At 60.3% G+C, this 25461-nt stretch carries 22 protein-coding genes and 2 tRNA genes; 12 read left to right on the plus strand and 12 right to left on the minus strand.

Features of this window, described 5'->3' with window-relative positions; genetic code table 11:
- Window positions 1-11 precede the first annotated feature (11 nt).
- The 6 genes from NZ585_06210 to NZ585_06235 all read right to left on the minus strand — a co-directional run bounded on the left by NZ585_06210 (window position 12) and on the right by NZ585_06235 (window position 6193).
- Complete coding sequence (locus tag NZ585_06210) at window positions 12-1709, minus strand: methylmalonyl-CoA mutase family protein (GenBank protein MCS7079628.1); 1698 nt, start codon at window positions 1707-1709, stop codon at window positions 12-14.
- Between the two features lie 211 nt (window positions 1710-1920).
- On the minus strand, window positions 1921-2436 hold the full coding sequence (locus tag NZ585_06215) for a hypothetical protein (GenBank protein MCS7079629.1): 516 nt from the start codon (window positions 2434-2436) through the stop codon (window positions 1921-1923).
- A 32-nt stretch (window positions 2437-2468) separates the two neighbouring features.
- A complete protein-coding gene (locus NZ585_06220) occupies window positions 2469-3041 on the minus strand; it encodes an AAA family ATPase (protein MCS7079630.1) in 573 nt (190 codons plus the stop codon).
- Entirely contained in the window at window positions 3038-3901 is an 864-nt protein-coding gene (locus NZ585_06225) for a Cof-type HAD-IIB family hydrolase (protein ID MCS7079631.1), read from the minus strand. The genes NZ585_06220 and NZ585_06225 overlap by 4 nt, the downstream gene beginning before the upstream one ends.
- Window positions 3898-4620 carry a phosphoglycolate phosphatase gene (locus NZ585_06230; protein ID MCS7079632.1) on the minus strand — a complete coding sequence of 241 codons (723 nt, stop codon included), beginning with the start codon at window positions 4618-4620 and terminating at the stop codon, window positions 3898-3900. Before NZ585_06230 ends, NZ585_06225 begins: the two co-directional genes overlap by 4 nt.
- A complete protein-coding gene (locus NZ585_06235) occupies window positions 4595-6193 on the minus strand; it encodes a trypsin-like peptidase domain-containing protein (protein MCS7079633.1) in 1599 nt (532 codons plus the stop codon). The genes NZ585_06230 and NZ585_06235 overlap by 26 nt, the downstream gene beginning before the upstream one ends.
- A 247-nt stretch (window positions 6194-6440) precedes the next feature.
- On the opposite strand from NZ585_06235, the gene NZ585_06240 reads away from it, so the two are divergent.
- Window positions 6441-7031 (plus strand): shikimate kinase, encoded by a 591-nt coding sequence (locus NZ585_06240; protein MCS7079634.1) that lies wholly within the window; start codon window positions 6441-6443, stop codon window positions 7029-7031.
- An 88-nt stretch (window positions 7032-7119) separates the two neighbouring features.
- A tRNA-Met gene (locus NZ585_06245) sits at window positions 7120-7196 on the plus strand.
- A 55-nt stretch (window positions 7197-7251) separates the two neighbouring features.
- On the opposite strand, the gene NZ585_06250 is transcribed toward NZ585_06245, so the two are convergent.
- Genes NZ585_06250 through miaB form a run of 4 tightly spaced genes read right to left on the minus strand, consistent with a single transcriptional unit; the run spans window position 7252 to window position 12999 of the window.
- Window positions 7252-9177, minus strand: coding sequence for a hypothetical protein (locus NZ585_06250; GenBank protein ID MCS7079635.1), 1926 nt, complete (start codon window positions 9175-9177; stop codon window positions 7252-7254).
- The gene (locus tag NZ585_06255) at window positions 9174-11099 is read right to left on the minus strand and encodes a tetratricopeptide repeat protein (protein ID MCS7079636.1); all 1926 of its coding nucleotides are present in this window, start codon (window positions 11097-11099) and stop codon (window positions 9174-9176) included. The genes NZ585_06250 and NZ585_06255 overlap by 4 nt, the downstream gene beginning before the upstream one ends.
- Window positions 11096-11614, minus strand: coding sequence for a hypothetical protein (locus NZ585_06260; protein ID MCS7079637.1), 519 nt, complete (start codon window positions 11612-11614; stop codon window positions 11096-11098). Before NZ585_06260 ends, NZ585_06255 begins: the two co-directional genes overlap by 4 nt.
- A 41-nt stretch (window positions 11615-11655) precedes the next feature.
- Entirely contained in the window at window positions 11656-12999 is a 1344-nt protein-coding gene (gene miaB, locus NZ585_06265; protein ID MCS7079638.1) for a tRNA (N6-isopentenyl adenosine(37)-C2)-methylthiotransferase MiaB, read from the minus strand.
- Window positions 13000-13204: 205 nt separating this feature from the next.
- On the opposite strand from miaB, the gene NZ585_06270 reads away from it, so the two are divergent.
- The 3 genes from NZ585_06270 (at window position 13205) to NZ585_06280 (ending at window position 16188) form a co-directional block, all read left to right on the plus strand.
- On the plus strand, window positions 13205-14935 hold the full coding sequence (locus NZ585_06270; GenBank protein MCS7079639.1) for a S41 family peptidase: 1731 nt from the start codon (window positions 13205-13207) through the stop codon (window positions 14933-14935).
- Window positions 14936-15002: 67 nt separating this feature from the next.
- A complete protein-coding gene (gene ruvB / locus NZ585_06275) occupies window positions 15003-16061 on the plus strand; it encodes a Holliday junction branch migration DNA helicase RuvB (protein MCS7079640.1) in 1059 nt (352 codons plus the stop codon).
- Window positions 16062-16113: 52 nt separating this feature from the next.
- Window positions 16114-16188, plus strand: a tRNA-Asn gene (locus NZ585_06280).
- A 150-nt stretch (window positions 16189-16338) separates the two neighbouring features.
- On the opposite strand, the gene hppD is transcribed toward NZ585_06280, so the two are convergent.
- Window positions 16339-17454, minus strand: a complete 1116-nt coding sequence (gene hppD / locus NZ585_06285) for a 4-hydroxyphenylpyruvate dioxygenase (protein ID MCS7079641.1) — start codon at window positions 17452-17454, stop codon at window positions 16339-16341.
- 181 nt (window positions 17455-17635) lie between these two features.
- On the opposite strand from hppD, the gene NZ585_06290 reads away from it, so the two are divergent.
- The 6 genes from NZ585_06290 (at window position 17636) to NZ585_06315 (ending at window position 22524) form a co-directional block, all read left to right on the plus strand.
- Window positions 17636-18553: a serine acetyltransferase gene (locus tag NZ585_06290; GenBank protein ID MCS7079642.1), complete on the plus strand. Its 918-nt coding sequence runs from the start codon at window positions 17636-17638 to the stop codon at window positions 18551-18553.
- Between the two features lie 63 nt (window positions 18554-18616).
- Entirely contained in the window at window positions 18617-19357 is a 741-nt protein-coding gene (locus tag NZ585_06295) for a thymidylate kinase (protein ID MCS7079643.1), read from the plus strand.
- A gap of 4 nt (window positions 19358-19361) precedes the next feature.
- The gene (locus NZ585_06300) at window positions 19362-20255 is read left to right on the plus strand and encodes a thymidylate kinase (GenBank protein ID MCS7079644.1); all 894 of its coding nucleotides are present in this window, start codon (window positions 19362-19364) and stop codon (window positions 20253-20255) included.
- Between the two features lie 73 nt (window positions 20256-20328).
- Complete coding sequence (locus tag NZ585_06305) at window positions 20329-20919, plus strand: LEA type 2 family protein (GenBank protein MCS7079645.1); 591 nt, start codon at window positions 20329-20331, stop codon at window positions 20917-20919.
- 24 nt (window positions 20920-20943) lie between these two features.
- Window positions 20944-21384, plus strand: coding sequence for a D-aminoacyl-tRNA deacylase (dtd, locus tag NZ585_06310; protein ID MCS7079646.1), 441 nt, complete (start codon window positions 20944-20946; stop codon window positions 21382-21384).
- Window positions 21385-21666: 282 nt separating this feature from the next.
- Window positions 21667-22524: a hypothetical protein gene (locus NZ585_06315; protein ID MCS7079647.1), complete on the plus strand. Its 858-nt coding sequence runs from the start codon at window positions 21667-21669 to the stop codon at window positions 22522-22524.
- A 364-nt stretch (window positions 22525-22888) separates the two neighbouring features.
- Here NZ585_06315 and NZ585_06320 read toward each other — a convergent pair whose 3' ends face one another.
- On the minus strand, window positions 22889-24679 hold the full coding sequence (locus NZ585_06320; GenBank protein ID MCS7079648.1) for an amino acid permease: 1791 nt from the start codon (window positions 24677-24679) through the stop codon (window positions 22889-22891).
- Window positions 24680-24792: 113 nt separating this feature from the next.
- On the opposite strand from NZ585_06320, the gene NZ585_06325 reads away from it, so the two are divergent.
- On the plus strand, window positions 24793-25455 hold the full coding sequence (locus tag NZ585_06325) for a DJ-1/PfpI family protein (protein ID MCS7079649.1): 663 nt from the start codon (window positions 24793-24795) through the stop codon (window positions 25453-25455).
- The last annotated feature ends 6 nt before the right edge of the window (window positions 25456-25461 follow it).

The raw sequence follows: 25461 nt of genomic DNA on the forward strand, positions 1-25461 counted from the left end.
CAGGCTGGAGGCTAGAACGCCGGTTCCTGATATTCCCCAAAGACAGGTCGTAAGCAGTCGCAGATTTCGCCAAGAGTGGCATAGGCCCGTACCGCCTCGATGATAAGCGGCATGGTGTTGGCGTTGGTGCGCGCGCCGTCGGCCAATGCTTGCAACGCGCGTTCAACGGCGGCGTTGTCGCGCCGGGCGCGTAGCGCCGCCAACCGCTCACGCTGCTTTCGCTCGCTGCTTTCATCAATCAGCAACAACGGCACTTCCTGCGGCTCCGACTGCGTAAAGCCGTTGACGCCAACGATGATTTTGTCGCGGCTGTCCACCGCCTTTTGGTACTGGTATGCCGATTCCTGAATCTCCTTCTGGGGGAAGCCAGCTTCAATCGCTGCTACCATCCCGCCCATGGCGTCAATCCGCCGGATGTAGTCCAGCGCTTCGGCTTCCAAGTCATTGGTCAGTTTCTCCACAAAGTAGCTCCCGCCCAGCGGATCCACTGTATTCGTCACGCCCGTTTCGTAAGCGATGATCTGCTGCGTCCGCAAAGCGATCGTCGCGGCTTGCTCGGACGGCAGCGCCAGGGTTTCATCCAACGAGTTGGTGTGGAGCGACTGAGCGCCGCCCAAGACGGCCGCCAGCGCCTGAATCGCCACCCGCACGACGTTGTTGTAGGGCTGCTGCGCCGTCAGAGTACAGCCGGCCGTCTGCGCATGAAACCGGAGCATCCAAGAGCGCTCCTGCTTAGCACCGAACCGGTCGCGCATGATGCGCGCCCAGAGCCGGCGGGCGGCGCGATACTTGGCGATTTCTTCAAAGAAGTCGTTGTGGGCGTTGAAGAAAAACGATAGGCGCGGGGCGAAGTCGTCAACGTTCAGTCCGGCGTCCAGACAAAACTGGACGTACTCCATACCGTCGCGCAGCGTAAACGCCAATTCCTGTGCCGCCGTCGCGCCGGCTTCCCGAATATGGTAGCCCGAAATCGAAATCGGATTGAACTTGGGCATCCGCTCAACGCAGAACGCAATGCTGTCCGTCACCAGTCGCATGGCCGGACGCGGCGGATAAATCCACTCCTTCTGGGCGATGTATTCCTTGAGAATATCGTTTTGGAGTGTGCCGGAGACCTTGCGCAGGTCAGCACCTTGCTTTTCCGCCGTGACGATGAACATGGCAAAGATGACCGACGCCGGCGCGTTGATGGTCATCGAAGTCGTCACCTGTTCCAATGGAATTCCATCAAACAGCGCCTCCATGTCGGCGAGACTTGACACGGACACGCCGCACTTGCCGACTTCTCCGATGGAAAACGGACTGTCCGCGTCATAGCCCATCAACGTCGGCAGGTCAAAAGCCACCGATAGTCCGGTTTGCCCCTGTTCAAGCAGGTACTTGAAACGCCGGTTGGTGTCTTCCGGCGAGCCGAAGCCGGCGAACTGCCGCATTGTCCAGAGCTTGCCGCGATAGCCGGTCGCATGGATGCCCCGTGTATAGGGGAACTCTCCCGGAAACCCCAGATCACGGAGGTAGTTGAAGTCGGGAAGATCGTTTGGCGTGTACAGTCGCTTGACCGGACGGAGCGACACGGTCGTAAATTCCGACCGGCTTTCCGGCATCTTCGCCAGCGTCTGGGCCAAGGTTGTTTCCTCCCAGCGCCGTTCAGCCGCATCCACAGCGTCTCGTTCAGCGTCGGCGCTCAGCTTTGTCAAAACTGCACTCATGAAGCACCTTCCTTGCGTTGTTTGCGGGGCTTGGCGGAGCAAAATGTCAGCTAAAGGCTTGTCCGGGCCGGTTTGTTTGAGTCGGCGGCACTATACCCAAAGGCACGACAGGGCGGCAACGCGCATCAACATCAGCGGCTGCAGTATATGCGGTCTTCAAGTTTGCCCCCGCCGGGCAGCATGGAGGCCGGAACGTCGCCCTTCCATCGGTTCAGTCAGGAATGGGACGCCCCATGCTTTGGTAGATAAGTTCAATTTCTCGTTTCTTTTCGGCGGCTTCCTTGTGATTGGCGTCAAGGGCAAGCGCCTGCCGGTACATGCGCAGGGCAGCCGGATAATAGATGCGTGGTCCGGCCTGCCCCAAGTCGCGCAGCGCATTGCCGTACTCAACCTTGGCGGCGACGAGTCGCTGCTTGAGAGCCGCGTCCTGCGGCGCGGCGTCGTAAGCCGCCTGGAGCTTGCGTACCTTTTCGACAAGCGCCAAGGTCTCCGGCTTGAGCAACTTGACGAAATTTTCATCTGTGACTGGGTCGCCGTACTTAGGAGCGGCGTTGGCGTCGGCGGCCGGCGGTTGACTGGTCGGCGTCGGCGGCGTTTGCGGAGGCGTCCCGTAGCCGCCGGCCGGGGCCGGTGCATTTGAAGAAACAGGTCGTGGCGCGTCACTGCATGCGCCGACCAGAAGGCATCCGGCAAGGGCCGCTGTTTTCAGAAACGTGGCTGTTTTCATAAAGTCCGTCTCCATGCTTTGAAATGCACTGCTCACCTTATCACAGCCCCCGGCGACGCAGCCGCGGCTTCCCGCTGGACGACGGCCGATGCGACGGCCTCCGGCGTCTCCAGCACCACCATCAAGTGGAAGCCCTCATGCGCCAAGTTTGGACGGGCCAGACGGAGCGCCGCATGTTGTTTTTCCACGACGGCTGGTGGGACCTGCCGCAGCGGACGGGCGGCGTTGCCGGCTAGGCAGGTTTCCAGCGGCAGGTCAAAAACAATCAACAGGACGCCCACGCCGTGCGCGGCTGCAAACTCGCGCAGACGCGCACGGGCGGTCGGCTGCGTGTGGGTGGCGTCCACAACGACGAGCTTGCCGCGCGCTAAGCGGCGAGCGGCGATGAAGTATAAGGCGTCGAAAGCGTCTGCAGTCGCCGACTGGTCGCTTTCGTCATCGGCGATCAGCGACCGGAAGGCGTCGGAGGAAAGCACTTCAGTCGGCGCAAACCACCGCCGTGCGAACGTGGTTTTCCCAGACCCGGACGCTCCGGCCAACGCGACCAGTGTCCGTGGCGGAATATGGATGCGAATGGGTGGAGGAGAGCGAAGATCGTTGTTCATCCGTTGGCGTCAGATGGTGTTTGTCCGAAAATGTACGTTTCGATGACCTGCGCTACGCCGTCTTCGGCGTTTGACGCCGTGAGTTCAAAACCTAGCGCCTTGAGTTCCGGTTCGGCGTTGCCCATCAGGATGCCGCGTCCAGCGTAGCGGAGCATATCCAAGTCATTGTAGTTGTCGCCCACCGCCAGAATTTCCTCCGGCGCAATCCCAAGTTGCGTTGCGACATGGGCTATGCCGGCCGCCTTGGAGCATTCGGGATGCATCAGATCGAGAATCGTCATGTCGTTGTGCGGGTAAGTGGTGACGAGCAGACGGGCTTCGGCAGCCATTTCTCGCTCCAGAATTTGCGCCAACGCCTGCATCGGCGCACAGGGGCCGCAAAACATCACTTGCGTGACGGGCGCGGTGACGGACGTGCGCAAGTCGTCCACCTGATGGACGTAACGGCGGTTGAGTTCAAGGTAGTAGCGCAGCGCAGTGTTCCGCTCTGACACACCGTCCGTCAGGATGCGACCGTCGCCCTCCGGGTCGTCCAGTGCAATGGTGTCCGCTCCGTAGGCTTTCCCAATCGCCAACAACTCCCGTGCGACAGACAAATCAAGAGGTTGGTAGTAATGAACGGCCGCCGTGGCGATGTCTTTGACCAGCGCGCCGTTGTGTGTCACCAGCGGGGTGGTGAGTCCGGCGGCTTGGGCAATGGGGCGGGCTGAATGAAAGCGCCGTCCCGTCGCCACAACTACGGCGACATCGTATTCGCGAATGGCGCGCTCCATGGCGGCGCGGGTTCGCGGCGTGATTTGGCTATCCGGCCCTAGCAGCGTGCCGTCCAGGTCAACGGCGAGCATGCGATAACGGGTCATGGGGCAAAGCCTCCCGTAGTAGATGCTCGGAACGATTCCCTGAGACGGGATAAGTCGTCAATGACGATATCCGCCTCGGCGAGTTCGTGTGCGGCGCGAAAGCCGTAGGTGACGCCGCAGGTGCGCGTTCCGGCGGCGCGTCCGGCGCGAATATCGTTGGGGCTGTCGCCGATCATGACGGCCGCCGATGGGTCGGCGACGCCGCAGGCTACAAGTCCGGCCAATACCGGGGCTGGATGCGGTTTTCGTTCAGGCAGGGTATCGCCGCCGATGACGCCGACGAAGTAGGCACGCAGCCCTAGACCTTGCAAAATTGCCTCGGAGAAGGCAACCGGCTTGTTCGTGACAACGGCTTTGGGAAGGGCGGCGAAATGTTCCAGCACGGCGACGACGTTTGGGTAGGGCTGCGTCGTCGCCAACAGACACTGAGCGTAGTGTGCCTTGAAGCGTTCTAGCGCCTCTGTCACAAAATCCTCTGAGAAAAACTTGTCTGGGCAGGCGGCAGTCAGCCCGCGCTCCACCAGCCGCCGTGCGCCGTCGCCGACAAAGCGCGTCACGACTTCGACGCCGAGCGACGGCAACCCAAGCTCCGAGAGCGTTAGGTCAAGCGCCGTCGCCAAGTCCCGTCGTGAGTCCACGAGTGTGCCGTCCAGATCAAACAACAGGGCGCGAACGTCATACACCGGCAACGGATCAGCCAAGCGGTTTGCCGATTTCACGGAGGAGTTTGAGAGCGGCGCGAATTGGTACGGCGAGGTTGTTGCCCGGCACTTGCCCACCGCCTTCATCTACCGTCACCTGTGCATTGATGCCGATGACCTTTCCAGCGCTGTTGAAAATGGGGCTACCTGACCCACCTTCCTGTGTCGCGGCGTCATGAACAATCCGCCCAGCGACCAGCCGTGTGACATGGCCCTGCGTCACAAGCGGGACAAGTTCGCCGCGCTGGGCTAGCAGAATAGCTTTTTCAGAAACTTTCAAACGACGTTCGAGGTCGCGTTTGAGCCGGCCGTCCGTCAGTTGCGCCACCAAAACCTCGACGCCATTGGGGAAGCCCATGAGCAAAATCGCCTGTCCGGTGATATCCGGTAAAGGCTTCGCTTCGTCCTCGCCGACCCCTTCAATTGGCAAGAGGGGGATTTTGGCGTCGCCGGGGGTGAAGGTGCACACCGCTACGTCGCTTTCCTGAGAAAAGCCGATGGGCTTGAGTGTAAACGGCGTCTTGTGATCGGGGAAGTAAGCTTGAATTTCCTTGATGTAAGGCTTTCCACCCAGTTGGGTGATGAGCTTGTCGGCTGGGTCGGTCCACCACGGTTGGGCAATGTGCCGATTCGTGAGAACTAGCCCCTCGGCGACTGCAAAGCCGGTTCCGCTGAATTCCTCAAAAAACTCATTGCCCGTTCCTTCAAAACTCACGTTGAGTTTGCCGTCGGCCGAAAGCGCCCGGCTGTCGTCAAAACTGTGGTCGAGATAGCGCAACGGGCGTTGCTGGGCGTCGCGGTAGCTGTATGAGCCGATAATGAGGCACACACCGCCACGGTAGGCGGCGGCGATTCTAGGCGCAAAGTTGATGGCCTCTTCGTAGTCCTTGATTCGGTTTTTGAGTTTCTCGTTTTCGTCTAAAAGCTCATCAATCTGGATGCCCGAACTACGGTTTTTCATCCGCAAGTCTTCAGTCAACTTGGCGTAGTTCCACAAAAAGATAAACACAATCACCGTTGCGGACATGACGGCGACCGGGATGAGCACCGTCAGCAGCAACGCTACAGCGCGCACCCAAGCTGGCATTTCCGCGTACAAGGCAAAGACGAGTTCTCTGAGGAAGCGCGTCGCCGTGCGTGGGTGAAGCTGCCCGCCTGCATCTACTTCCGGGAAGTGCATAACGCCCGTGGGGGGCATCGGTTTGGTCGTTTCCAAGACAGCCTGCGGTTTGGCGACCACCTGTACGACCACTTTAGCCAGCCCACCGGCCGCTGTATCACGCGGCTCAACGGCGATAACATCACCGTTGGTCAAGAGAATTGGCGTCCCGTCAGCGGGTGTGTGAAGCTCGTCGTTGATGCGGAAAGAGTAGTGATCGGCGTCGTGGACAAACAGTTCCAGTCGCTCAGCGCGGCGGCGGATGGCGGCGACAGCGCCCGGCGCCGTTGTCCCCGGCGGATCAAGTACAACGTCGCACTCTGCTCCGGCACCGATGGTGACGGCTTCCTTATCAAACACGAACGACCGACCTTGTCCCGCTCCCGTCAAAGACACCACAAGCAGGTTGGATACGGTGTTGCTGACGCCCATGACGCTTACTGCAGACAACCTTGCGCCGGCTGACGAACGAAGTCGCGCCGTGCGGAAACGAATCGAACCCAAAGACCTATGGCGATGTTTTGGGGAACCTTGTCACGACCGCAGCGTTGGAAAGCGGACATGCCTTGCCAATGACCTCGGCGGGGATGTTACTTTTGACTGTAGCTAGCGACAAGATTTCCTTGAAGTTTTGTCGTCCAAATCCGGCGCGACGCTCATGGAACAAAGCCTGTCCCAAATGACATCCGCTGCCAGGATGGGTACGGCGCTAGGGCTGGGATTGGACGCTGTTCCGTCTGGCGGCGTCGTTTTTCTCGTCGGTTTCATGGGCTGCGGCAAAACCACCGTTGGGCGACGGCTGGCGACGCTGTTGCAGGGGAGTTTTGTTGACCTTGACGAGTATATCGAGCGCGCGGCGGGCCGGACGATTCCCGACCTATTCCGTTTGGAAGGGGAAGCTGGTTTTCGGCGGCGTGAGCAGGCGGCGCTCGTTCAACTCTGTGCAGCGTTGGCGAATGACCCGACGCCATGGAAGGTTGTTGCGCTTGGCGGCGGCACCTTTACAGTAGAGGCGAACCGCGACTGTGTCCGTCGGAATGGGTGCAGTGTTTGGCTGGATGTGCCCTTTGAGGTCCTAGCGGCCCGTATCATGCGGGACGGCGGCCGTCCATTGTGGACCTCTCAAGCCGACGCAGAGTGGCGTTACTGGAGACGTCGGGCGGACTACGCGCACGCCGACATTCACCTGCCGGTTGGTGACAGGACGCCGGATCAGGCAGCGGCGGCCATTGCGCAAGCTCTGGCTGCGTGGCAAAACCTGCGCCCATGACTTGACAAACACCGCCATTCCTCCGGTATAAGTTGGGACTGCCTTGGTCGTACGACAACAACTGGGTCGTACGCAGGCGGTTGCTTATCGCGGGGTGGAGCAGTCCGGTAGCTCGTTGGGCTCATAACCCAAAGGTCACGGGTTCAAATCCCGTCCCCGCATCCACATCTAAAGCCCCGAAAATGCTTTTTCGGGGCTTTCGTTTTTTGCAGGCCGATGACTAAGGTCGTGCGGCGGCTTGGTGCCGTGCCTTCTCCAACCAATTTTTGACCAACGGTGAATCGGGCAACAGCTGAGCGGCGATGGTCAACTCCCGTTCGGCGGCGGTGGCGTCCCCGGCCTCAAGCAGCAAGACGCCAAGCCGCGCACGCGGCCTGCCGGCCTTCGGCAACAACGTGGTCAGCCGGCGGTACACTTCAATAGCCGCGGCGCGCTCTCCGGCCATAACCAAAGCCTCCCCGGTTGCCAGCAGCGATTGTGGGGCGTCCGGCGCATAACGCAGCGCCGTTTGCGCTTCTCGGCGAGCTTGTTCTGTTTCGCCTAGCCCCGCCAGAGCTTGGGCATAGAGGGCATGAATCAAGCCCCACTCATTGGACGGCAGGGGCAGACCGGGCGGCTCTTTGGTCAGCATGCGCGCCAGACGTTCCTGAGCCGTCGCAAACGCCCCAGCGTCAATGTCGAGCGTCGTCAGCATGATGTTCGCTGAAATGGAGCGTGGCTCAAGCTGGAGCGCCTTCTCGTAAAACACCCGCGCCTGCGCCGGCTGGGAGCGCACGATCGCATCGCCGACGTTGACGTAGCCAAGCGGATGCCGTGGGTCAGTCTCAATGAACCGGCTGAACAGGGTGTAGTTGTCCCGCCAGTCGAGATTCCGTTGAACCGTGCGATAGGTATAACTCCCAACCACGGCGACCAAGCAGACGCCCAAACACAGCCGCACAACCTCCGCCCGTAGACGCCGACCTGCTCTGAGGCAGGCTGCCTCCAGCCGGGGCGTCTGCTTCCAAAGCAACCAAACCCCGTAGCCCACGGCAACGGCGTACCCTACGGATGGGACATAAAGCCACCGCTCGCCGATGAGCGCTCCGAGCGGGATTGGAACATTGCTGACGACGGTCAAGGTGATGAACCAGAAACCGACGGCAAAGGCGACCAGCGGAGCACGTCGCCGACAAAGCCAAGCGGCGACGATGAGACCGCCGGTTATGAGCAGCCCTAACATTTTGGGCTGATTCCAATCCAATGTGACGGAGATGTTTGTTTCGTCATACCACGGGCGTAACGGGTACCCGATAAAGAGCAGGCGATACCAAACAAGCCCGACCTCAAGCATGATGAGAGCGCGCTGTCCGACGGTGTAGCCGGCAAGCGGGACAATCCCAACACCCGAAGTCTGCGCAACGCCTTCACCGGCCGACGCACGCAACCAAAAGTACGGCGCCAGCGCCGCCGCAAACACCCAGAACGGCGCGGTCAGCCGCCACAGATGACGGTACTGCGCCGCCCGGTCTCCATACCTTTGACGCTGTCGTCGTGTGCGAATGGCTTCCGCAAGCCACAGGGCGGCCGGCAAAACAACCATGTTTTCCTTCGAGAGCAGCGCCGCCAAGTAGGCTGCTGCGGCAGCCGCTCGCCAGACGAAGGTCTGTTTGACCCGCCGCGACTTGATCCAGGCCCACCACATCAGCCCGCCAAAGGTCAGGCCCAAAAGTTCGCTGCGTCCGACAACATTGGCGACCGCTTCGGTATGGATAGGGTGAACGGCGAAGACGAGCGCTGTGACGCCTGCGACACCGGGGGTCGCCCGGTAACAGCGCAGCAAGTGAAACAACAAGATGACGTTCGCCGTGTGGAGGAGGGTGTTGGTGAGATGATACCCAGCTGCCCACAATCCCCACGCCGCGTATTCCAGCGTGAAGGTCACAAGGCTCAGGGGGCGGTAGTTGCCGCCGCCGCCGGTTTTGTGGCTCCAGTAGCCCTTGGTAAACAGCCAAGGGATGCGCCGCCAGTCGGTGATGTACGGGTTGGTCTGAACAATGCTGATGTCGTCAAAAGTGAACCCATTCACCAGCGTGTTGGCGTACACCAGCGCCGTCAGGAGGGCGACAGCGAACCCAAGTCGGCGCGGCGTGTCGGCGACGTTCACGGTAATGCACCCAGAGACGTTGACGACGGCGTTGGGCTGGAAACGGCGCGTTGCCGGCGTACAAAGGCGAGACGCTCTTCCAAGGGCGGGGCGTTCGGGGCCAGCCGCAAGCCTTGCAACAGTACCTCCTCAGCCTCGGCGTAGCGCCCTAAGTCTATGAGCACCGTCGCCAAATTTCCGTAGGCGCGAACGTGATCACGGTCGTGAACCGTCAGCCGTCGAAATCCATCCAGCGCGGCTTCAATGTGGCCGGCTTGCAAAAACACCTGGCTGGTCTCGAACAAGACGATTTCCGACTCCGGCGACTGGCGCAACGCAATCTTGGACTGTTCCAACGCCGCCGGCAGGTCGCCGGTCAGCGCGAGCGCTTTAGCGTATAAGGCGTGCCAATCGGCCCATTCGCCGGTCGGGATCGGAAGATTTTTCGGCTCCTGCGCCAATAAATGTGCGAAACGTTCGCAGGCCGCCGCCGCCCGACCTTCGCGCAGATCAAGTTCGGCCAGGCTCCCCTGCGGCGATAAAAACTCAGGATCGAGCCGCAACGCCGCTTCCTGCAGCACCCGCGCCCGCTGTGGGTCGGCCTCCATCAGTTCGTGACCCAGCATCATGTAGCCTGAAGGATTGTTTGGCGCGACAGCGACCAAACTCTCAAACAACGTAACATTGTTCCGCCAATCGCGGTTCCGTTGGACGGTTGCAACCACATAGAACACAAGCAGGACGAATACCCCTGCCGGAGCAACCACGCGGAGGACGCCGCCTTTGCGGGCGCACCAAAACACTCCTGTGGCGATCCCAAGCGAAGCGGCCGCGGAGGGCAAGTACAGCCAGCGTTCCGCCAGCAACGCGCCAATCGGCAGCAGTATGTTGCTCGTAATCGCCAGCGTGATGAACCAGAAAGCCACGGCAAAGGTGACCAGCGGCGCACGCCTTCGGCAGGCGATCGCCAACCCAATGAGTCCGACCGTGACGGCCAGCCCCGCCGCAACACGCCAGTGCAACACGGGCGTCAGGTTGAATTCGCGGATGCCGTAATGGATTTGCAGCGGGTAGCCGACGAGCGCCAGCCGGTACCAAGTCACGCCGACGCCCGCCATGATGATGGCGCGTTCCCAAAAACTTCTATCCGCCAACGGCGTCTGCCCGACTTCAACCGCCTGTGTGAGGCCTTCGCCCGCCAGTGAGCGCAGCCGGAAATACAGTCCGAGCGCGAGTGTGAAAAGGAGGAACGTCCACCCGCTCCGACGCCAACTTTGATACGGACGCTTGGCCAAGCATTCGGCAATCAACAGCGCCGCCGGCAGAACAATCATGTTTTCCTTCGACAGCACCGCCGCAAGATACGCTGTGGCGGCGCCGGCTCGCCAACACCAAACGACCGCGCCGCTCTCCGAAGCGCCTTTCAGCCATGCCCACCACATGAGGCAGCCGAAGAACATCCCCAGCAACTCGGCTCGCCCGACGACATTGGCGACGGCTTCCGTGTGTACCGGGTGGACGGCAAAGAGCAACCCCGTCAGCCCGGCGATCTCGGCTCCAACGCGGTAACGTCGCAGCAAATAAAAAAGCCAAGCGACGTTGGCGGCGTGCAGCAACACATTTGTCAGGTGGTATCCAAACGGACGCAGTCCCCACAGCCAATAGTCCAAGGCGAAAGTTGTCACCGTCAGCGGACGGTAGTTGCCGCCGCCGCCGGTGATATGGCTCCAGTAACCATGCAGCCAAATCGCCCGCCAGTCCGCTTCGTGAACGGCCGGGTTGTTGACGATGATGGGGATGTCGTCATAAGCGAAGTCGTTGGCGAGCGTATTCGCATACACCACCACGGCAAGTCCGGCCAGCATCGTCGCCGTCAGTGATGAAGCGCGCGGTCGCTGCAAGCCGATCCCCTGTCCTTGAGCCGACGTGTGTGGAGTCATCATTTGCGAACCAGCTCCGACGGCGGACGTTGGCGGGTGGTTTGTGCAAACGTTGGACGCGCCGCGCCAGCGCCGAGCGCCTCAATCGCCTGTTGCACACGGTCAAGCAAACGGTTGCGCGCCCAACCGCGCGTCCGGGCGCCGTAGGGCTGAAGCCGATGCTCAACTGTGACCAGAAACCGCCGCCAAGCGGTTTCTAGTTCGTCGGCGATACGCGGAAGCTGGGAAATGTCATAGGGTACCGCCACCGCCGCCACCCCCAACTGCGCAAACACCGCCAAGTAACGCGCCGTCGCTACATCCGGGCAGCTCAGTCGTCGTCGTCCAACCTTTAACTCAATGCCGAGTAAAGTGTGCTGAATCCTGACGACAGGACGCCGTAAACAAGGCGTGCTGAACAGGTTGTACCGCCGTGTCCGCTGGCTCAGCACCGATGTCTCGTACAACTTCGGCAACGTTTGGTCGCCGAGCGTCTGCGTAATGTCTGCGTACAACTCAGCGAGTTCGTCTTCCGTCATCGTTTCACACGCTGTTTCCGTTCGGTGGACGCATCCAGCGCTCAGGCGGCCGCAGCGGCGGGGTGACCTTCCGGCAACGCCACGCCTTCTGCGTAGAGCATATGCGGCGTTGCGTGGGCAATCCGTACGGTGTACAGCCCCGGCTTTGGCGCGGTTGCCCGCGATACCACTACCGTATGGTTGCCGCGAGTATGACCCTGCATGAGGCCTGCTTCGTGCGCCGGCCCTTTGACAAGGACCTCCACCGTCCGCCCAACCCACCGCTGGTAGTTCCGCAAGCTCCAGTACTTTTGCCGCTCGATGAGCCGCATGAGCCGGGCGACCTTGGTTGCATAGGGAATGTCGTCAAAGTGCCTTGCCGCCGGCGTCCCCTCGCGTTCGGAGTAAACGAACATAAACGCCATGTCAAACTGCACGGCGTCGTATAGCGTCAGAGTTTCCTCGAAGTCTTCCTCCGTTTCGCCCGGAAAACCACAGATGATGTCCGTTGAGAGTGTGGCGTCCGGCAGTTGCGACCGAATCGCCGCGATGCGCTCAAGGTAGTACTCGCGTGTGTACTCGCGCGCCATCCGGCGCAAAGTGCGGTTTGAACCGGCCTGCACCGGTAGATGGATGTATCGGCACACGGCCGGCGTTTCCGCAATCGCTGCGATGATGTCGTCGGTGAAGTTGATAGGGTGGCTCGTCAGGAAGCGGACACGCGGAATGCCCACTTGGCCAACCATCCGTAGCAGTTCGGCGAACGAAGGAAAGCCCGGCAGCAGCTTGCGGTGTGGCCCCAGCCCCGGTTCAAGTCCGTAGCTGTTGACGTTCTGCCCCAGTAGATTGACTTCCACCACGCCGGCGTCCCGCAGCGCTTCAACTTCGCGCAAGATGTCAGCCGCCGGCCGCGAGACTTCCGGCCCCCGCGTCGTCGGAACGATGCAGTAAGTGCACTTGTGATTGCAACCGCGCGTAATCGCCACGTGCGCCGCGAGCGCCCCCTTCGGCGGTGGAGGGGCGTAATCGCGCAGGTCGTCCTTGAACGCAAAGCTCTTGAATCCCTTCTGCTGCAGGGCCGGAATGAGATCGGTCAATGCGCCGGGGCCAAGCATGAAGTCCACGCCAAACTTTGCGCCCATAGCTTGGCCTTCAGGCAATTGCGCCAGACAGCCCATCAACCCGACCGTGACGGGACGACGCTTTTTTTCCTTGCGGAGTACGCCCAAGATAGAGCGGGCTTTCTCGACAGGCTTGCCCCGCACCGCACAGGTATTGAGCAAAACCAAATCGGCGTCATGAATGTTGTCCACGAACGAATACCCAATCCCGGCCAGTTGCGACTGGATAGCGTGGGTGTCGTATTCATTCATCTGACAACCAAGAGTGATGACGCATGCCTGCATAAGCGACCGACCTGCCTTACGGTGAATAAAGTGTGACTATAACGTGCGCGAACAGCTTTTCAATCCGTTCGGTAACGCGCCGTCCCACACGGGCCTTGACCCCAACCCGCCAACGTCCAAGAATGTGGCGACTTGTCCCACTTGGCGACCTGCTTCCGAGCCGTGCTCCCTGACGTTTCCTAACTCACCATGTTGGTATCAGATTATGAAGTTCCCTACGCGCACCTCGTCGTCCTTGGCTTTTGGCGTCTTCAGTTTGGTTGCCCTACTTTGTCTTGCCGGCGTCCCGGCGCCGATGAGTGACGCCTGCCGTGGCGTTGTCCATGCTCAGGAAGTAGAGTTCGGTCTGGGGCCGGAAACGGTAAACGGCGATGCCTGGAAGGGTAAGGCGGTCACAACGGCGTACATTGAGGCGTTGACGCTCGTGGAAGAACACTACGCTGGTCCCATTGACCACGAACGCCTCTGCGACGCCGCCGCGACCGGCATGCTGCGGACTCTTGACCCGCACTCCAACTTCTTCACCCGGGAGGAATTCAATGAGTTTCGCAGCCAGCAGCAGGCGAATTACTCCGGCATCGGTGCGCTGATTGCGCAGCACGGCAGCAAGGTCTACATCTGGTCGCCAATCGCCAACACGCCCGCCTACCGCGCCGGGCTGCGCTACGGTGACGAAATCATCGCCATTGATGGAGAGTCAACCGAAGGGTGGGATGTGTCAAAAGTGCGGTCGCGGTTGCGTGGCCTACGCAGTACAGCCGTCACCGTCACCGTCAGCCGGCCGGGCGAGCCGTCGCCCATCACAGTACGTATCGTCCGTGATTCCGTCGGACAGCCGTCGGTGTCGAACGTGTTTATGCTGACGCCGGAAGTTGGCTACCTAGCATTTCGGCGCGGTTTTGCGCAGGCAAGCGGGGAAGAAGTCGCGGCGGCGGTGCGCCAACTCAAAGCGCGCGGCGCCACGGCGATCATTCTCGACCAGCGTGACAACCCCGGCGGACTGGTGGACGCAGCGCGCGCGATTGCCGAGTTGTTCCTCCAGCGGGGACAGAAGATCGTCAGCATTCGCGGCCGGACGCCGCGCGGCACGACATACGAAAACACCCTGACGGCCAACAACTCCAACCCCGAAGACATTCCCCTGATTGTGTTGATCAACGGCGGGAGCGCCAGTGCGGCGGAAATTCTCGCCGGCGCGCTGCAGGACCACGACCGCGCTCTGCTAGTAGGCGAAACGACCTTTGGCAAGGGGTTGGTGCAGACGCCCTACCGCTTGCCGGACGGCTACGGACTGACGCTGACCTCGGCGAAGTACTACACGCCGGCGGGGCGGCTGATTCAGCGCCGCTACGACAATGTTTCGCTTTACGACTATCAGCGGCGACGCTCGCGCACGGACGCCGCCGGCAAGGATGGGCTGACGAAATACCTCACCGACGGCAAACGGACAGTGTACGGCGGGCTGGGCATTACGCCCGATGTCGAAGTCAAGGGCGAGACGTATACGCTGGCGCAGGGACAGCTTACGAGTTTGGCTTTTCTCTTCAGTCGTCTCCTGGTCAACGGGCAGGTGGAAGGGCTGAAGGAGTATCGCGTCCCCCCTGACGTAGATTTCAATCACACGCTTCAGGACACCGACTACCCAGTGACGGACAAGCTGCTGGCCGCGTTCAAAGGGTTTGCGCAGGAACGGCTTCAAGAGTTTGGTTTGACGCCAAACGCTTTGGTCGGACAGGACGCCTTTTTGCGCCGGCAATTGCGCCGCGAAGTGTTGACGGCGGCTTATGGCTTTGATACAGCACAGGAAGTCATCATTCGGGAAGAAGCCATTGTCAAGCGCGCCATCGCCGAAGTGCCGCAGGCACGCGCTTTGGCGGAAAACGTCCGCCGGTTGACCGCCCCGGCGGCGCGGCCGACAAACAGCTTCAAGAACTAGCGACGAAAAAACCTTGCGGTGGAGCGGCCTCTGGGCCGTCTCCCCTTCTCCGGCGCCACACCCAACCATGCGGGATGCGGACAACACCGCCGCGCGGCGACTGGTCACAGGTGACCCAGACGGCGACGAACGCAACCTTGAGGCGGCATTGCGTCCGCGTCTGCTGCGTGACTATGTTGGTCAGACGCGCGCAACGGACAACCTCGGCGTGTTCATGCAGGCGGCGCGGCGGCGCGGCGAACCGCTGGATCATCTGCTGCTGTGCGGTCCGCCGGGATTGGGCAAAACGACCCTGGCGATGATTGTCGCCAACGAAATGGGTGTTGAAATCAAGTCCACTACCGGCCCAGTGATTGAGAAGGCGGGTGATTTGGCGGCGATTCTGACGAGCCTTCAGGAAGGCGACATACTATTCATTGACGAGATACATCGTTTGCCGCCGGCCATTGAAGAAATCCTCTACCCAGCGATGGAGGACTTTCAGCTGGACATCGTCATTGGGCAGGGGCCGTCGGCGCGTTCCATCAAACTTGACCTACCGCGTTTTACACTCATCGGCGCGACGACGCGGGCCGGGCTAATTACAGCGCCGCTGCGGGGACGCTTCGGGATCAACCTCCATCTCGATTTCTACACGCCGGAACACTTGCGGCAGATTGTGATGCGCTCGGCGCGGATTCTGAACACGCCGATTGATGAGGAAGGGGCGGCTGAAATCGCCCGGCGCGCGCGTGGGACGCCGCGCATCGCCAACCGGCTGCTACGTCGCGTCCGTGACATTGCCGAGGTCATCTACGACGGACGTATCACAGCCGCCGTCGCCGCCGAGGCGCTTGACCGGTTGGAGGTGGACAAATTCGGCCTTGACGAAGTGGATCGGAAGCTGCTGCTGACAATCATTGAGAAGTTTGACGGTGGCCCAGTCGGTCTGGGGACGATTGCGGCGGCCGTCAACGAAGAGAAGGACGCGATTGAGGAAATCTACGAGCCGTATTTGCTCCAGATTGGTTTTCTCAACCGGACGCCGCGCGGGCGGATAGCGACAAGTGCAGCCTGCGCGCATCTAGGCGTTGCGCCGCGCCGAAAGGCTGACCCTGCGCCGACCACCCTCTTCGGCGACCCATGAAGAAAAACCATTGACAATTCGCCCCAAGGTCGGTACAAGACCGGTTCTCTATTCCTCAGTAGCTCAATGGTAGAGCATTCGGCTGTTAACCGAAGGGTTGTAGGTTCGAATCCTACCTGAGGAGCCATTGATTTTGATTTCGGCAAGGCGCAGGCCATACAGCCTGCGCCTCTTGGCTTTGGCGCGCTTCCAGCACGCTTTCCAGCCAGCGGCGAGCGCCCACTGCTAGCACGCTCTGTTCCATATGGATGGCGCGATGGATGGCGCGCCTGCGACCCTATAGGGTGCCGCGCGCCGCCTGATCCTGTTCAATTGCCTCAAACAGCGCCTTAAAGTTGCCCTTGCCAAAGCTCTCGCTGCCTTTGCGCTGAATGATTTCAAAGAACACTGTCGGCCGATCCTGAAGCGGCTTGGTGAAAATTTGCAGCAGATAGCCTTGGTCGTCACGGTCAACCAGAATGTTGAGGTCGCGGAGCGCAGCGAGGTCCTCCTCGATTTCCCCGACCCGCGCCGTTACGGCGTCGTAGTAGCCGGGTGGTACGCTCTGAAACTCGACGCCGTTAGCGCGCAGTTGAGCCACGGCCCGCACAATGTCCGATGTGGCGATGGCGATGTGCTGAACACCCGGCGAGCCATAAAAATCCACATACTCCTCAATCTGCGACCGCTTTTTGCCTTCAGCCGGTTCATTAATCGGCAGTTTGATAGCTAGACTCGGACTCGCCATCACCTTCGAACGCAACGCCGTGTATTCCGTTGAAATGTCCTTTTCGTCGAAGTGCCGGAACTGGAAGAAGCCGAAAATGTCTTCGTAGAACTTCACCCACGTCTCCATTTCGTGCCAACCAACGTTGGCGACGACGTGATCAATCCGATGCAGAAAGCCCGTCTGGGCGGCTTTGATGACGCGCGGCTCAAAGCCGGGAAGGAATGCGCCGGTATAATGCTCGCGGGTGACAAATCGGTGAATGGTGTCGCCGTAGGCGGCGATTTCGGCGACTTGAACCGTACCGTGAGCGTCGCTCAATGTGACAGGCGCACGCAACGCTTTCGCACCGCGCGCAACAGCCTGTTCAAAGTCGCCTTTGGCGTCGGGCGTGCGAAACGCGACGGCGTATACGCCGTCACCATGCCGACGGACATGCTCGGTAACAGGGTGGTCGGGGGTGAGCGCGCCGGTGATGATGAGGTGAATCGTTCCATGCCGGAGCGCATAGGAGACCTGGTCACGCACACCAGTTTCCGGGCCGCGATAGCCCACAATGTCAAAACCGAACGCCGTGCGGTAAAAGTGCGCCGCCTGCTTGGCGTTGCCAACGTAAAACTCAACGTGGTCGAAATCGACCACAGCGAGCGGCGCGCGTTCCTGAATCGCTTCTCTAGGCGCAGACATAGGCAATAATACCCCGTGGATGAATGTGAAAAAGCCAACGATTGGATTGTCGCCCGGCTATCCGCGCTGCGCAAGCGGGCTTTCAGTGCGGAGAAACATTTCACGTCGAAGACGTTCTGGTTTAGATTCCGCTTACTGGTCGGTAGTGTAACCGTTTTTGTCCAGAGTTGTTGCGCGCGCTATGCATCCACGCCTGACCCAAGCCGCCCAAGCGATGATGCAGTCCTATGCCGCGTCATCGGCGCTTCGTCACGATCGCGGAGCGCTGCCGTCGCGTGACGCCATCATTAAAACCCTGCTGAACTTTCGTGAGTTGCTCTTTCCGGGTTATTACGGCGCCGTGACGCGGGCGGCGACTCCAGAGCGGGTGCAGGAGTTACTTGAAGACATTGCCACAGAGTTGCCAAAGCAAATTACGTTGGCGTTATGTCACGACCGGCAACTGCCGCAGGCGGCCTGCGCCGAGTGCGCCGAGTGTCGGGCGGAAGCCGAGGCGATTGTTTGGGACCTGCTTGACCGACTGCCAGTATTCCGCGAGTGGCTGGCCGAAGATGTGGACGCCGCCTATATGGGTGATCCGGCGGCCCATGACCACGACGAAGTGATTTTGAGCTATCCGTGCATTCAGGCGATTCTGGTACATCGTATCGCGCACGATTTATTCACGCGGGGCGTGCCGCTCATTCCCCGCATTATGGCGGAGTACATCCATGGACAGACCGGCATTGACATTCATCCCGGCGCACGCATCGGCCGCCGATTCTTCATTGACCATGGCACGGGTGTCGTGATTGGCGAAACAACAGTTATCGGCGACAATGTGAAGCTCTACCAAGGCGTTACACTCGGTGCGCTGTCGTTTCCCAAAGACGCCGACGGGTTGCTCGTGCGGCACGTGAAACGTCATCCGACGATTGAGGACGATGTGGTGATCTACGCCGGCGCGACGATTCTAGGCGGCGAGACGGTGATTGGGCGGGGCAGCGTCATCGGCGGCAACGTGTGGCTGACCCGTTCCGTCGAGCCGTACAGCAAGGTGGTGATTGAGGAGCCACAGATTCGCATCGTCACGCGCGCCGGCGCCGCCCGCGCCACGTAATGTTGTTTGAACTTTTGGTTTGAGCGCGCCGCAACGGCGGCCGAACAAAACACGGAGCACGGCATGCAGGCTGGACGCCCCACAGGTTTCCCCGGAAAACTGTTCATCGTTGAAGGTATTGATGGTTCCGGCAAAAGCACCCAACTTGACCTGTTGCACAAATGGCTGGTGTCAGAAGGGTACTGCGTCTTTTTCAGTGCGTGGAACTCGTCGCCGCTAGTCAAGAAAACAACCAAGCTCGGCAAAGAGACCCATGCGCTATCGCCGACAACCTTCAGTTTGATTCATGCCACTGATTTCGCCGACCGGACAGAGCGCGACATCATCCCGCCGCTCAAGGCCGGTGCGATTGTCCTAGCCGATCGCTACGTGTACACGGCGTTTGCCCGCGACGCCGTGCGCGGCAATGACCGCAACTGGGTGCGCAAGGTCTATGACTTCGCCGTGCCGCCGACGATTGGTTTCTACTTTCGTGTCCCACTAGAGACGGCGCTAGACCGGATTCTCACTGGACGGCCGGAGCTGAAGTACTATGAGGCCGGCTTAGACATGGGTTGGTCAGAAGACCCGTATGAATCATTTCGGATTTTTCAGGGTAAGATTTTGGAGGAGTACGAGCGCTTGGTGGAGGAGTACAACCTGACGGTCATTGACGCGACGCTACCCATCCCTGAGCAGCAGCAGATTGTACGCAGCCTTGTCAAGCCGCATTTGAAGGATGTGCTGCGCGATCCGCAGTTCCGTGCGCGCCGCCGTCGCTATCTGTCCGCTGTTGTCGGCGGCGGCGTTGGAGCAATGGAGTAACAGCATGACCAAGGTTCAGTTTTTTGGGGCCGGACTACCCGGTTTTCGAGAAACCAATTTGCCCGGCCGCCTCATCGTCTTGGAAGGCACAGACGGCGTTGGGCGTTCCACGCAAATCGCTCTACTCAAGAACTGGCTGGAAGCGTCAGGGTTTGCAGTGTTGGATACGGGACTGACGCGCTCAATGCTGGCCGGGCGCGGCCTCAAGAAAGCCAAGGAAGGGCATACCCTCGGCGCAAAGACGATGGATTTGTTCTACGCGACGGATTTAGCCGACCGGCTGGAAAACCAAATGATTCCGGCGCTGCGGGCGGGCTTTATCGTGCTAACCGACCGGTATGTGTATTCGCTAATGGCGCGGGCGATTGTACGCGGCGCTTCCGCCGACTGGATCCAGAGCGTCTATGGCTTTGCGCTCAAGCCGGACGCCGTGTTTTACCTCAAGATTGACCTGCCGCATCTGATTCCGCGCGTCCTAACCAGCACCGGCTTTGACTACTGGGAGTCGGGAATGGACTTTCTGCCAGGCGACGATATGTATGACTGCTTTGTGCAGTATCAAACCCGGTTGTTGGCGACGTTTGACCAACTGGCGCAGCAGTACGGGTTCGACATCGTGGACGCGACGCAGACGGTCAACAAGGTATTCCGCGTTCTGCAGCGCAAGATTCGGAAGGTGCTGCCAAAGGCGACCCTGACGGCGGACGCGCTACGTGCTGTGACCTTTCCCAGCCGGCCGCCGGCCGGAACTGTTACTGAAACTACACAGGCCGATGTTCTCGCAGGTCAGCGGGAAACGCTGACGCCTGTCTTGGCTGCGGCGTCCGATGGTGTTGGCGCCAGAGCGACGAAAACTAAACGTCGAGCCGCCAAAACCGCCGCCGCTGAAAAGGCGTGAAGCGAAGGCAAGCGGCGACCTGCCAAGTGCTGCGCCTTTATTCAACCGGTAATGGCTAGAAATGGGGGACGGGATGCAGGTTGGATCTCGGCGGCGATTTTTGACTTGGGTGGGGATGCGCGGGGGCGCGGCGGTCCTGTTGTCAGTCAGCGGAGTCGGCGTTCGAGCGGGCGGACAGGATGAGGGTAAGCTTCCTAAGGGATTCCGTGAGCCGACGCTGACGCTCAAGGGCCTGCGCGTCGAGCGCGTGGACTACCCCGACGCCGACTTTCGCGCCACTGTTACTATCCACAATCCAAACCGTGAACTGAAGCTCACCGACCTGACGTATCGCCTAACACTTAACGGTGTCGAGTGCGGACGCGGGCGCCGACCGGAAAAACTGGTTTTACCGAAGAAAGGCGCGTTGGATGTGGTATTCCCTATCACGGGCGACCTTTCCACCGTACCCCAACTGGGGTTGAACACGCTGCTGGCGTCGGGTTTGGGGGAAGGCGTGCGGCTGCGGTATGTGATTGACGTGGAGTTTGACGTGGGCGTGCTCTTGCTTTTCAAGCGCCGGATTCAGGCCAAACTCAAGGGCGAGATGTCGCTGCGTGAGATTGTGGTTCGGATGACGCCCATTGGACTTGGGGTGCTCCGCCGTGACGCATCAGCCAAATGACGGCGCGGCGGCGTTGGGGGGCGTATGCGACTGGTTGTTCAGCGTGTGGCACAGGCTTCGGTGGCGGTCGCCGGAGAAGTGGTCGGACGTTGTGGGCGCGGCCTATGCGTACTGGTCGGCGTGACGCACGGCGACACTGAAGCCGACGCCGACTGGTTGGCGGAGAAAACAGCCAACCTGCGAATTTTCGAGGATGACGCCGGAAAGATGAACCGCTCGCTGCTAGAGATTGGCGGCGGAGCGTTGGTGGTGTCGCAGTTTACGCTCTACGGCGATGCCCGTAAAGGGCGGCGGCCATCGTTTACGGACGCCGCGCCGCCGGCTGTTGCTGCGCCGCTGGTGATGCGCTACGCCGATGCGCTGCGGTTGTTGGGCGTCCCGGTTGAGACCGGGGTGTTTGGAGCAGTGATGCGGGTTGAAATCCACAATGACGGCCCAGTGACGCTTATCTTGGAGCGTCCGTAGGCGTCGTCGCGTCGCCTCTCTGGAGGCGAAGTTTGCCACCCCTGAAGTTGCCACCCCTGACGAGCCTTTCAGCTTGCTTATGCGAGAAACCGCCTGTGGTCGCCAACCGCCGAGGCGCTTCGGAGAAGGCTTCTTGACCGTTTTGCAACGGCGGCGTTTAAGCAGGAAGCCATATCTTAGGAGTTCGTGCGCTGTGAGAACGCCTTGAAATGCCGGTTCGATGGTGCGACACTTGGTTGCCCTGCATCAGGAATGTCGCCGGCTGCGCCTGAGTTCAAGGTTATGAATGGGTTGACTTCCTCCACGTCGAGAACCAACTACATCAAGGAAGCGGCTGGCGAGCCGTACAACATTTGGACGATGGTGCTGTTTTTGTCGGCGGCGGCGTACACGCAGGACTGGATGCCGCTGGTAGCCGGAGCTGCGCTGGAGATCGCCTATCTGACGGTTGTGCCAGCGATGACCGCCTATCGTCGTTTGGTTGAGCGGCGGGCGGCGCGGCAGCGACAGATGCTCCGTCGGCGGCAGCGTGAGGAGTTGATTCGCACGTTTGAGCCGCGCGACCGCGAAATGGTTGAGTATTTGCGCTTTCAGAAAAACAAGATTTACGAAAACTACCTAAAGTTCACCAAGTTGGAAAAGCTGCCGGAGTCCATTCAGTGTCTTGACACCATGTGGGAGCAATTTGTTGACCTGCTCGACGTGTACCGGCGGCGCAAAACGCACCTACGCTCGGTCAATCGAACGACGATTCAAAACCAGATTGCTCAGGTGGAGCAGCAACTTACTACGGCTGACCCAATGACGCGGCCCTTGCTCGAGCACAACCTTGATGTACTTCGGCGACGACTCAAGGCGTTTGACGAGATTGAACGCAGTGTGCGGCGGGTTGAAGCGCAGCTTCAGGCGATTGAGAATCGGTTTAGTCTGATCAACGATCACATTGTGACCATGACGGCGCTCGATGGAACTGGCGCGGCCGATTTGGATTTCGATGAACTGCTCGCCAACATTGAGATTACAAAACAAATTCTGGAGGAGTCCGCTCCGGCGCTATCTGGTCTGAATCTCATTGAGAGCGCCAACTACCCGGAGTCTTTCCGTCCGTCGTCACCTGGCCGCCGCGAGCAATACGAGTGATCAAACCAGCCAGGGCGCTCTTCGGGAAGCGCGAAATGAACGAAGAGATGCCGCTTGCGTGAAACGCCGCTCCAAAGCGGGAAGTCGGCTTATTCTTGTCCGGCAGGCGCAAGTTCTGACTTGTTTGGCAAGCGCAGGCTCTGACAGAGCGGCTTTCGCTGTTTCGTGCGCCGATCACGTCAAGTGCATTGACATTCCGACGTGAGCCCGCCTCAATATCTTGAGCGTCTTTAAGTGTCTGCCTTCTTGCGCCGCCTGCTGCTGTGGCAGGGCGTCGCCTTGGAAGCGCGAAGCGCCGGGCTTGCCGCCGGACGAAAGCGGCGCGCGGCAGCCAGCGCACAAGTTGCTTGCCGTCGGTATAGCACTAAGCCGGCTCGGAGGACGCACCGGTTTCGACTTCAAGGCGGCTGTGCCGGAAGCCATAGCCGAAATAGATGAGCAACCCGACCGTCAACCAGCTAAGAAACCGTAACCAGTTGACAACACCCAACTCTGTCATTAGGTAGCCACACAGCAGCAGCCCCAGCACGGGTATGAGCGAAAGGTTCTTCAGGAAACAGAGCACTGCCAGCGCCAGCGTTCCCAACGCGAAAACCGCGAAAGGGATTTTGTGGGAAACGGCGCCTAGCCAACTTTCCCCCGCCGCCGGCGTCACAGTCAGGAAGTCGCGCGCCACGGCGGTCGCCGGCGGATACAGCGCAAAGATCAGCGCCGCCGCCATCACGCCGGCCGGGACAATGTACTTTGCGTTGATGTAAGGCACGCGAAACTTCCGCTCGGCCGTTGGCGCGGTTCGCTCCAGTACAAGAACGCCGCCGCAGACGAGGACAAACGCGAAGAGCGTCCCGATGCTGGTCAGATCGGTCACTTCGGTCAGATTCATAAACAGCGATGGAATTGCCACGACAAGGCCGGCCACAATCGTGGCGAAGCTCGGCGTTTTGAAGCGCGGGTGGACACGCGCAAAGACTTTCGGTAGCAGCCCATCCCGCGACATCGCCATCCAAATGCGCGGTTGGCCAATCTGAAAGACCAGCAGAACGGTCGTGGTGGCGACAACGGCGCTGACAGCGACAATGCGCTCAATGAGCGGCAAATTTGCGCCCTCCTTGCCAAAGACAAACGCCATGGGGTCGGCGACTTGCAGCTTTGTGTAAGGCACGATGCCGGTCAGCACCAGTGACACCAGCACATACAGCGCCGTACAGATGATGAGCGAGTAAATAATGCCGCGTGGTAGGTCGTGTTGCGCGTTGCGGCATTCCTCGGCGGTCGTCGAGACGGCGTCAAAGCCGATGTAGGCGAAAAAAACCGCTGCGACGCCGTTGAGCACTCCAGCGACACCATTCGGCGCAAAGGGCGACCAGTTCTCCGGCTTGACGTAGAACGCGCCGACAATAATCACGAACAGCACGACAGCGACTTTGAAGACGACCATGGCGTTTGACACCTGCTTGGACTCGCGGATGCCGACATAGACCAGCAGGGTAATGAGCGCCACAATGCCCAACGCCGGCAGATTGCACACCACTGGCAGCGTCCCCAAACGTGGCGCGGTAAGCCATGCTTCGTAGCCAGCGACTTGGGTGGCGAAACCATCCAGCGCCCGGATTTGTTCAAGGGTTTGACCCTGCCTGAGCAGCTCTGTCACAGCGTCGAAACCGCGTTTAGCGGTGAGGAAATCCATCCGAAAGTACACTGGGATCGGGAAGCCCCACCCGGTAAGCAGGTTTGAGAAGTACTCGCTCCACGAAATAGCGACCGCGATGTTGCCGATGGCGTACTCAAGAATGAGGTCCCAGCCAATAATCCAAGCGATGAGTTCGCCGAAACTGGCGTAGGCGTAAGTGTACGCCGAACCGGCCACAGGAATCATCGAGGCGAACTCGGCGTAGCACAGCGCGGCGAAGCCGCAGGCGACGGCCGTAAAAATGAACAGCAGCGACACCGCCGGACCGCCGCTGTAGGCGGCGTTGCCGACGGTGGAAAAAATCCCTGCGCCAATAATGGCGGCGATGCCAAGCGCCGTCAGATCAAATGTCGTGAGTTCTTTGGCCAGGGCGCCGGGCGCGTTGTGGTCATCGAGACCGGACGCCGCGTCAGCCTGAATCTGGGCGACCGACTTCTTGCGGAACAGACGGGTAAGCAAGGACATGTTCCAGAAAAGCGGATCAAGAATGTCTTTGGAAAGCGGTGCGATGCTATGGTTTGCCGCCGACGGCTGTCAAACTCGGCTTTTACCGCGCCCCACGCAGTTGAAAGTGTGCTATGCCCAGTCAAACCTCAGAGCTATCGCGCATCATTGTGGTGTACCTCTATCCCGGCCTGACGGCGCTTGACGCCATCGGTCCATATGAGATTTTGCGCGGCTTGCCCGGCGCGGTCGTTCATTTTGTCGCTCAACAGCGCGGTCCAATAACAGTGGATTCGGGCTTCCTGCGGCTTCAAGCGGATGTGTGTTGTGAGGAGATCACACAGGCTGACATTCTGCTTGTGCCGGGCGGCAATGCGCCGGCTCAAATGAACAACCTGGAGGCGCTGGACTGGCTACGCCGCATCCACGCGACAACTCGCTGGACATTGAGCGTATGTACTGGGTCGCTGATTCTGGCGGCGGCCGGTATCCTAACAGGCGGCGAAGCGGCGACGCATTGGTCGGCGCGCGAGACATTGTTGCAGTTCGGCGTTGCCCCCAGTCGGGCGCGCGTGACGCGGCAGGGCAAGCTCATCACGGCGGCGGGCGTCTCGGCTGGTATTGACGCGGCGCTCATGCTCGCCGCCCTTGAATGTGACCAGGCGACGGCCGAACTCATGCAGCTTTTTGTTGAGTACGCGCCGGCGCCGCCGTTTACGGCCGGCACGCCTGAAACCGCCGACCCAAGCATTGTGGCGCGGGCGCGGGCGTGGCTTCAGCAGCGCGCTTCGGGGTAAGTCGCC

Source organism: Chloracidobacterium sp. (assembly GCA_025057975.1).
Taxonomy (GTDB): Bacteria; Acidobacteriota; Blastocatellia; order Chloracidobacteriales; family Chloracidobacteriaceae; genus Chloracidobacterium.

Excerpts from the sequence above, each read along its gene's own strand:
- NZ585_06210 (MCS7079628.1), bottom strand. The coding sequence starts at position 1,709 with ATGAGTGCAGTTTTGACAAAGCTGAGCGCCGACGCTGAACGAGACGCT.
- NZ585_06215 (MCS7079629.1), bottom strand. The coding sequence starts at position 2,436 with ATGAAAACAGCCACGTTTCTGAAAACAGCGGCCCTTGCCGGATGCCTT.
- NZ585_06220 (MCS7079630.1), bottom strand. The coding sequence starts at position 3,041 with ATGAACAACGATCTTCGCTCTCCTCCACCCATTCGCATCCATATTCCG.
- NZ585_06225 (MCS7079631.1), bottom strand. The coding sequence starts at position 3,901 with ATGACCCGTTATCGCATGCTCGCCGTTGACCTGGACGGCACGCTGCTA.
- NZ585_06235 (MCS7079633.1), bottom strand. The coding sequence starts at position 6,193 with ATGGGCGTCAGCAACACCGTATCCAACCTGCTTGTGGTGTCTTTGACG.
- NZ585_06240 (MCS7079634.1), top strand. The coding sequence starts at position 6,441 with ATGACATCCGCTGCCAGGATGGGTACGGCGCTAGGGCTGGGATTGGAC.
- NZ585_06255 (MCS7079636.1), bottom strand. The coding sequence starts at position 11,099 with ATGATGACTCCACACACGTCGGCTCAAGGACAGGGGATCGGCTTGCAG.
- NZ585_06260 (MCS7079637.1), bottom strand. The coding sequence starts at position 11,614 with ATGACGGAAGACGAACTCGCTGAGTTGTACGCAGACATTACGCAGACG.
- miaB (MCS7079638.1), bottom strand. The coding sequence starts at position 12,999 with ATGCAGGCATGCGTCATCACTCTTGGTTGTCAGATGAATGAATACGAC.
- NZ585_06270 (MCS7079639.1), top strand. The coding sequence starts at position 13,205 with ATGAAGTTCCCTACGCGCACCTCGTCGTCCTTGGCTTTTGGCGTCTTC.
- ruvB (MCS7079640.1), top strand. The coding sequence starts at position 15,003 with ATGCGGGATGCGGACAACACCGCCGCGCGGCGACTGGTCACAGGTGAC.
- hppD (MCS7079641.1), bottom strand. The coding sequence starts at position 17,454 with ATGTCTGCGCCTAGAGAAGCGATTCAGGAACGCGCGCCGCTCGCTGTG.
- NZ585_06290 (MCS7079642.1), top strand. The coding sequence starts at position 17,636 with ATGCATCCACGCCTGACCCAAGCCGCCCAAGCGATGATGCAGTCCTAT.
- NZ585_06295 (MCS7079643.1), top strand. The coding sequence starts at position 18,617 with ATGCAGGCTGGACGCCCCACAGGTTTCCCCGGAAAACTGTTCATCGTT.
- NZ585_06300 (MCS7079644.1), top strand. The coding sequence starts at position 19,362 with ATGACCAAGGTTCAGTTTTTTGGGGCCGGACTACCCGGTTTTCGAGAA.
- NZ585_06305 (MCS7079645.1), top strand. The coding sequence starts at position 20,329 with ATGCAGGTTGGATCTCGGCGGCGATTTTTGACTTGGGTGGGGATGCGC.
- dtd (MCS7079646.1), top strand. The coding sequence starts at position 20,944 with ATGCGACTGGTTGTTCAGCGTGTGGCACAGGCTTCGGTGGCGGTCGCC.
- NZ585_06315 (MCS7079647.1), top strand. The coding sequence starts at position 21,667 with ATGAATGGGTTGACTTCCTCCACGTCGAGAACCAACTACATCAAGGAA.
- NZ585_06320 (MCS7079648.1), bottom strand. The coding sequence starts at position 24,679 with ATGTCCTTGCTTACCCGTCTGTTCCGCAAGAAGTCGGTCGCCCAGATT.
- NZ585_06325 (MCS7079649.1), top strand. The coding sequence starts at position 24,793 with ATGCCCAGTCAAACCTCAGAGCTATCGCGCATCATTGTGGTGTACCTC.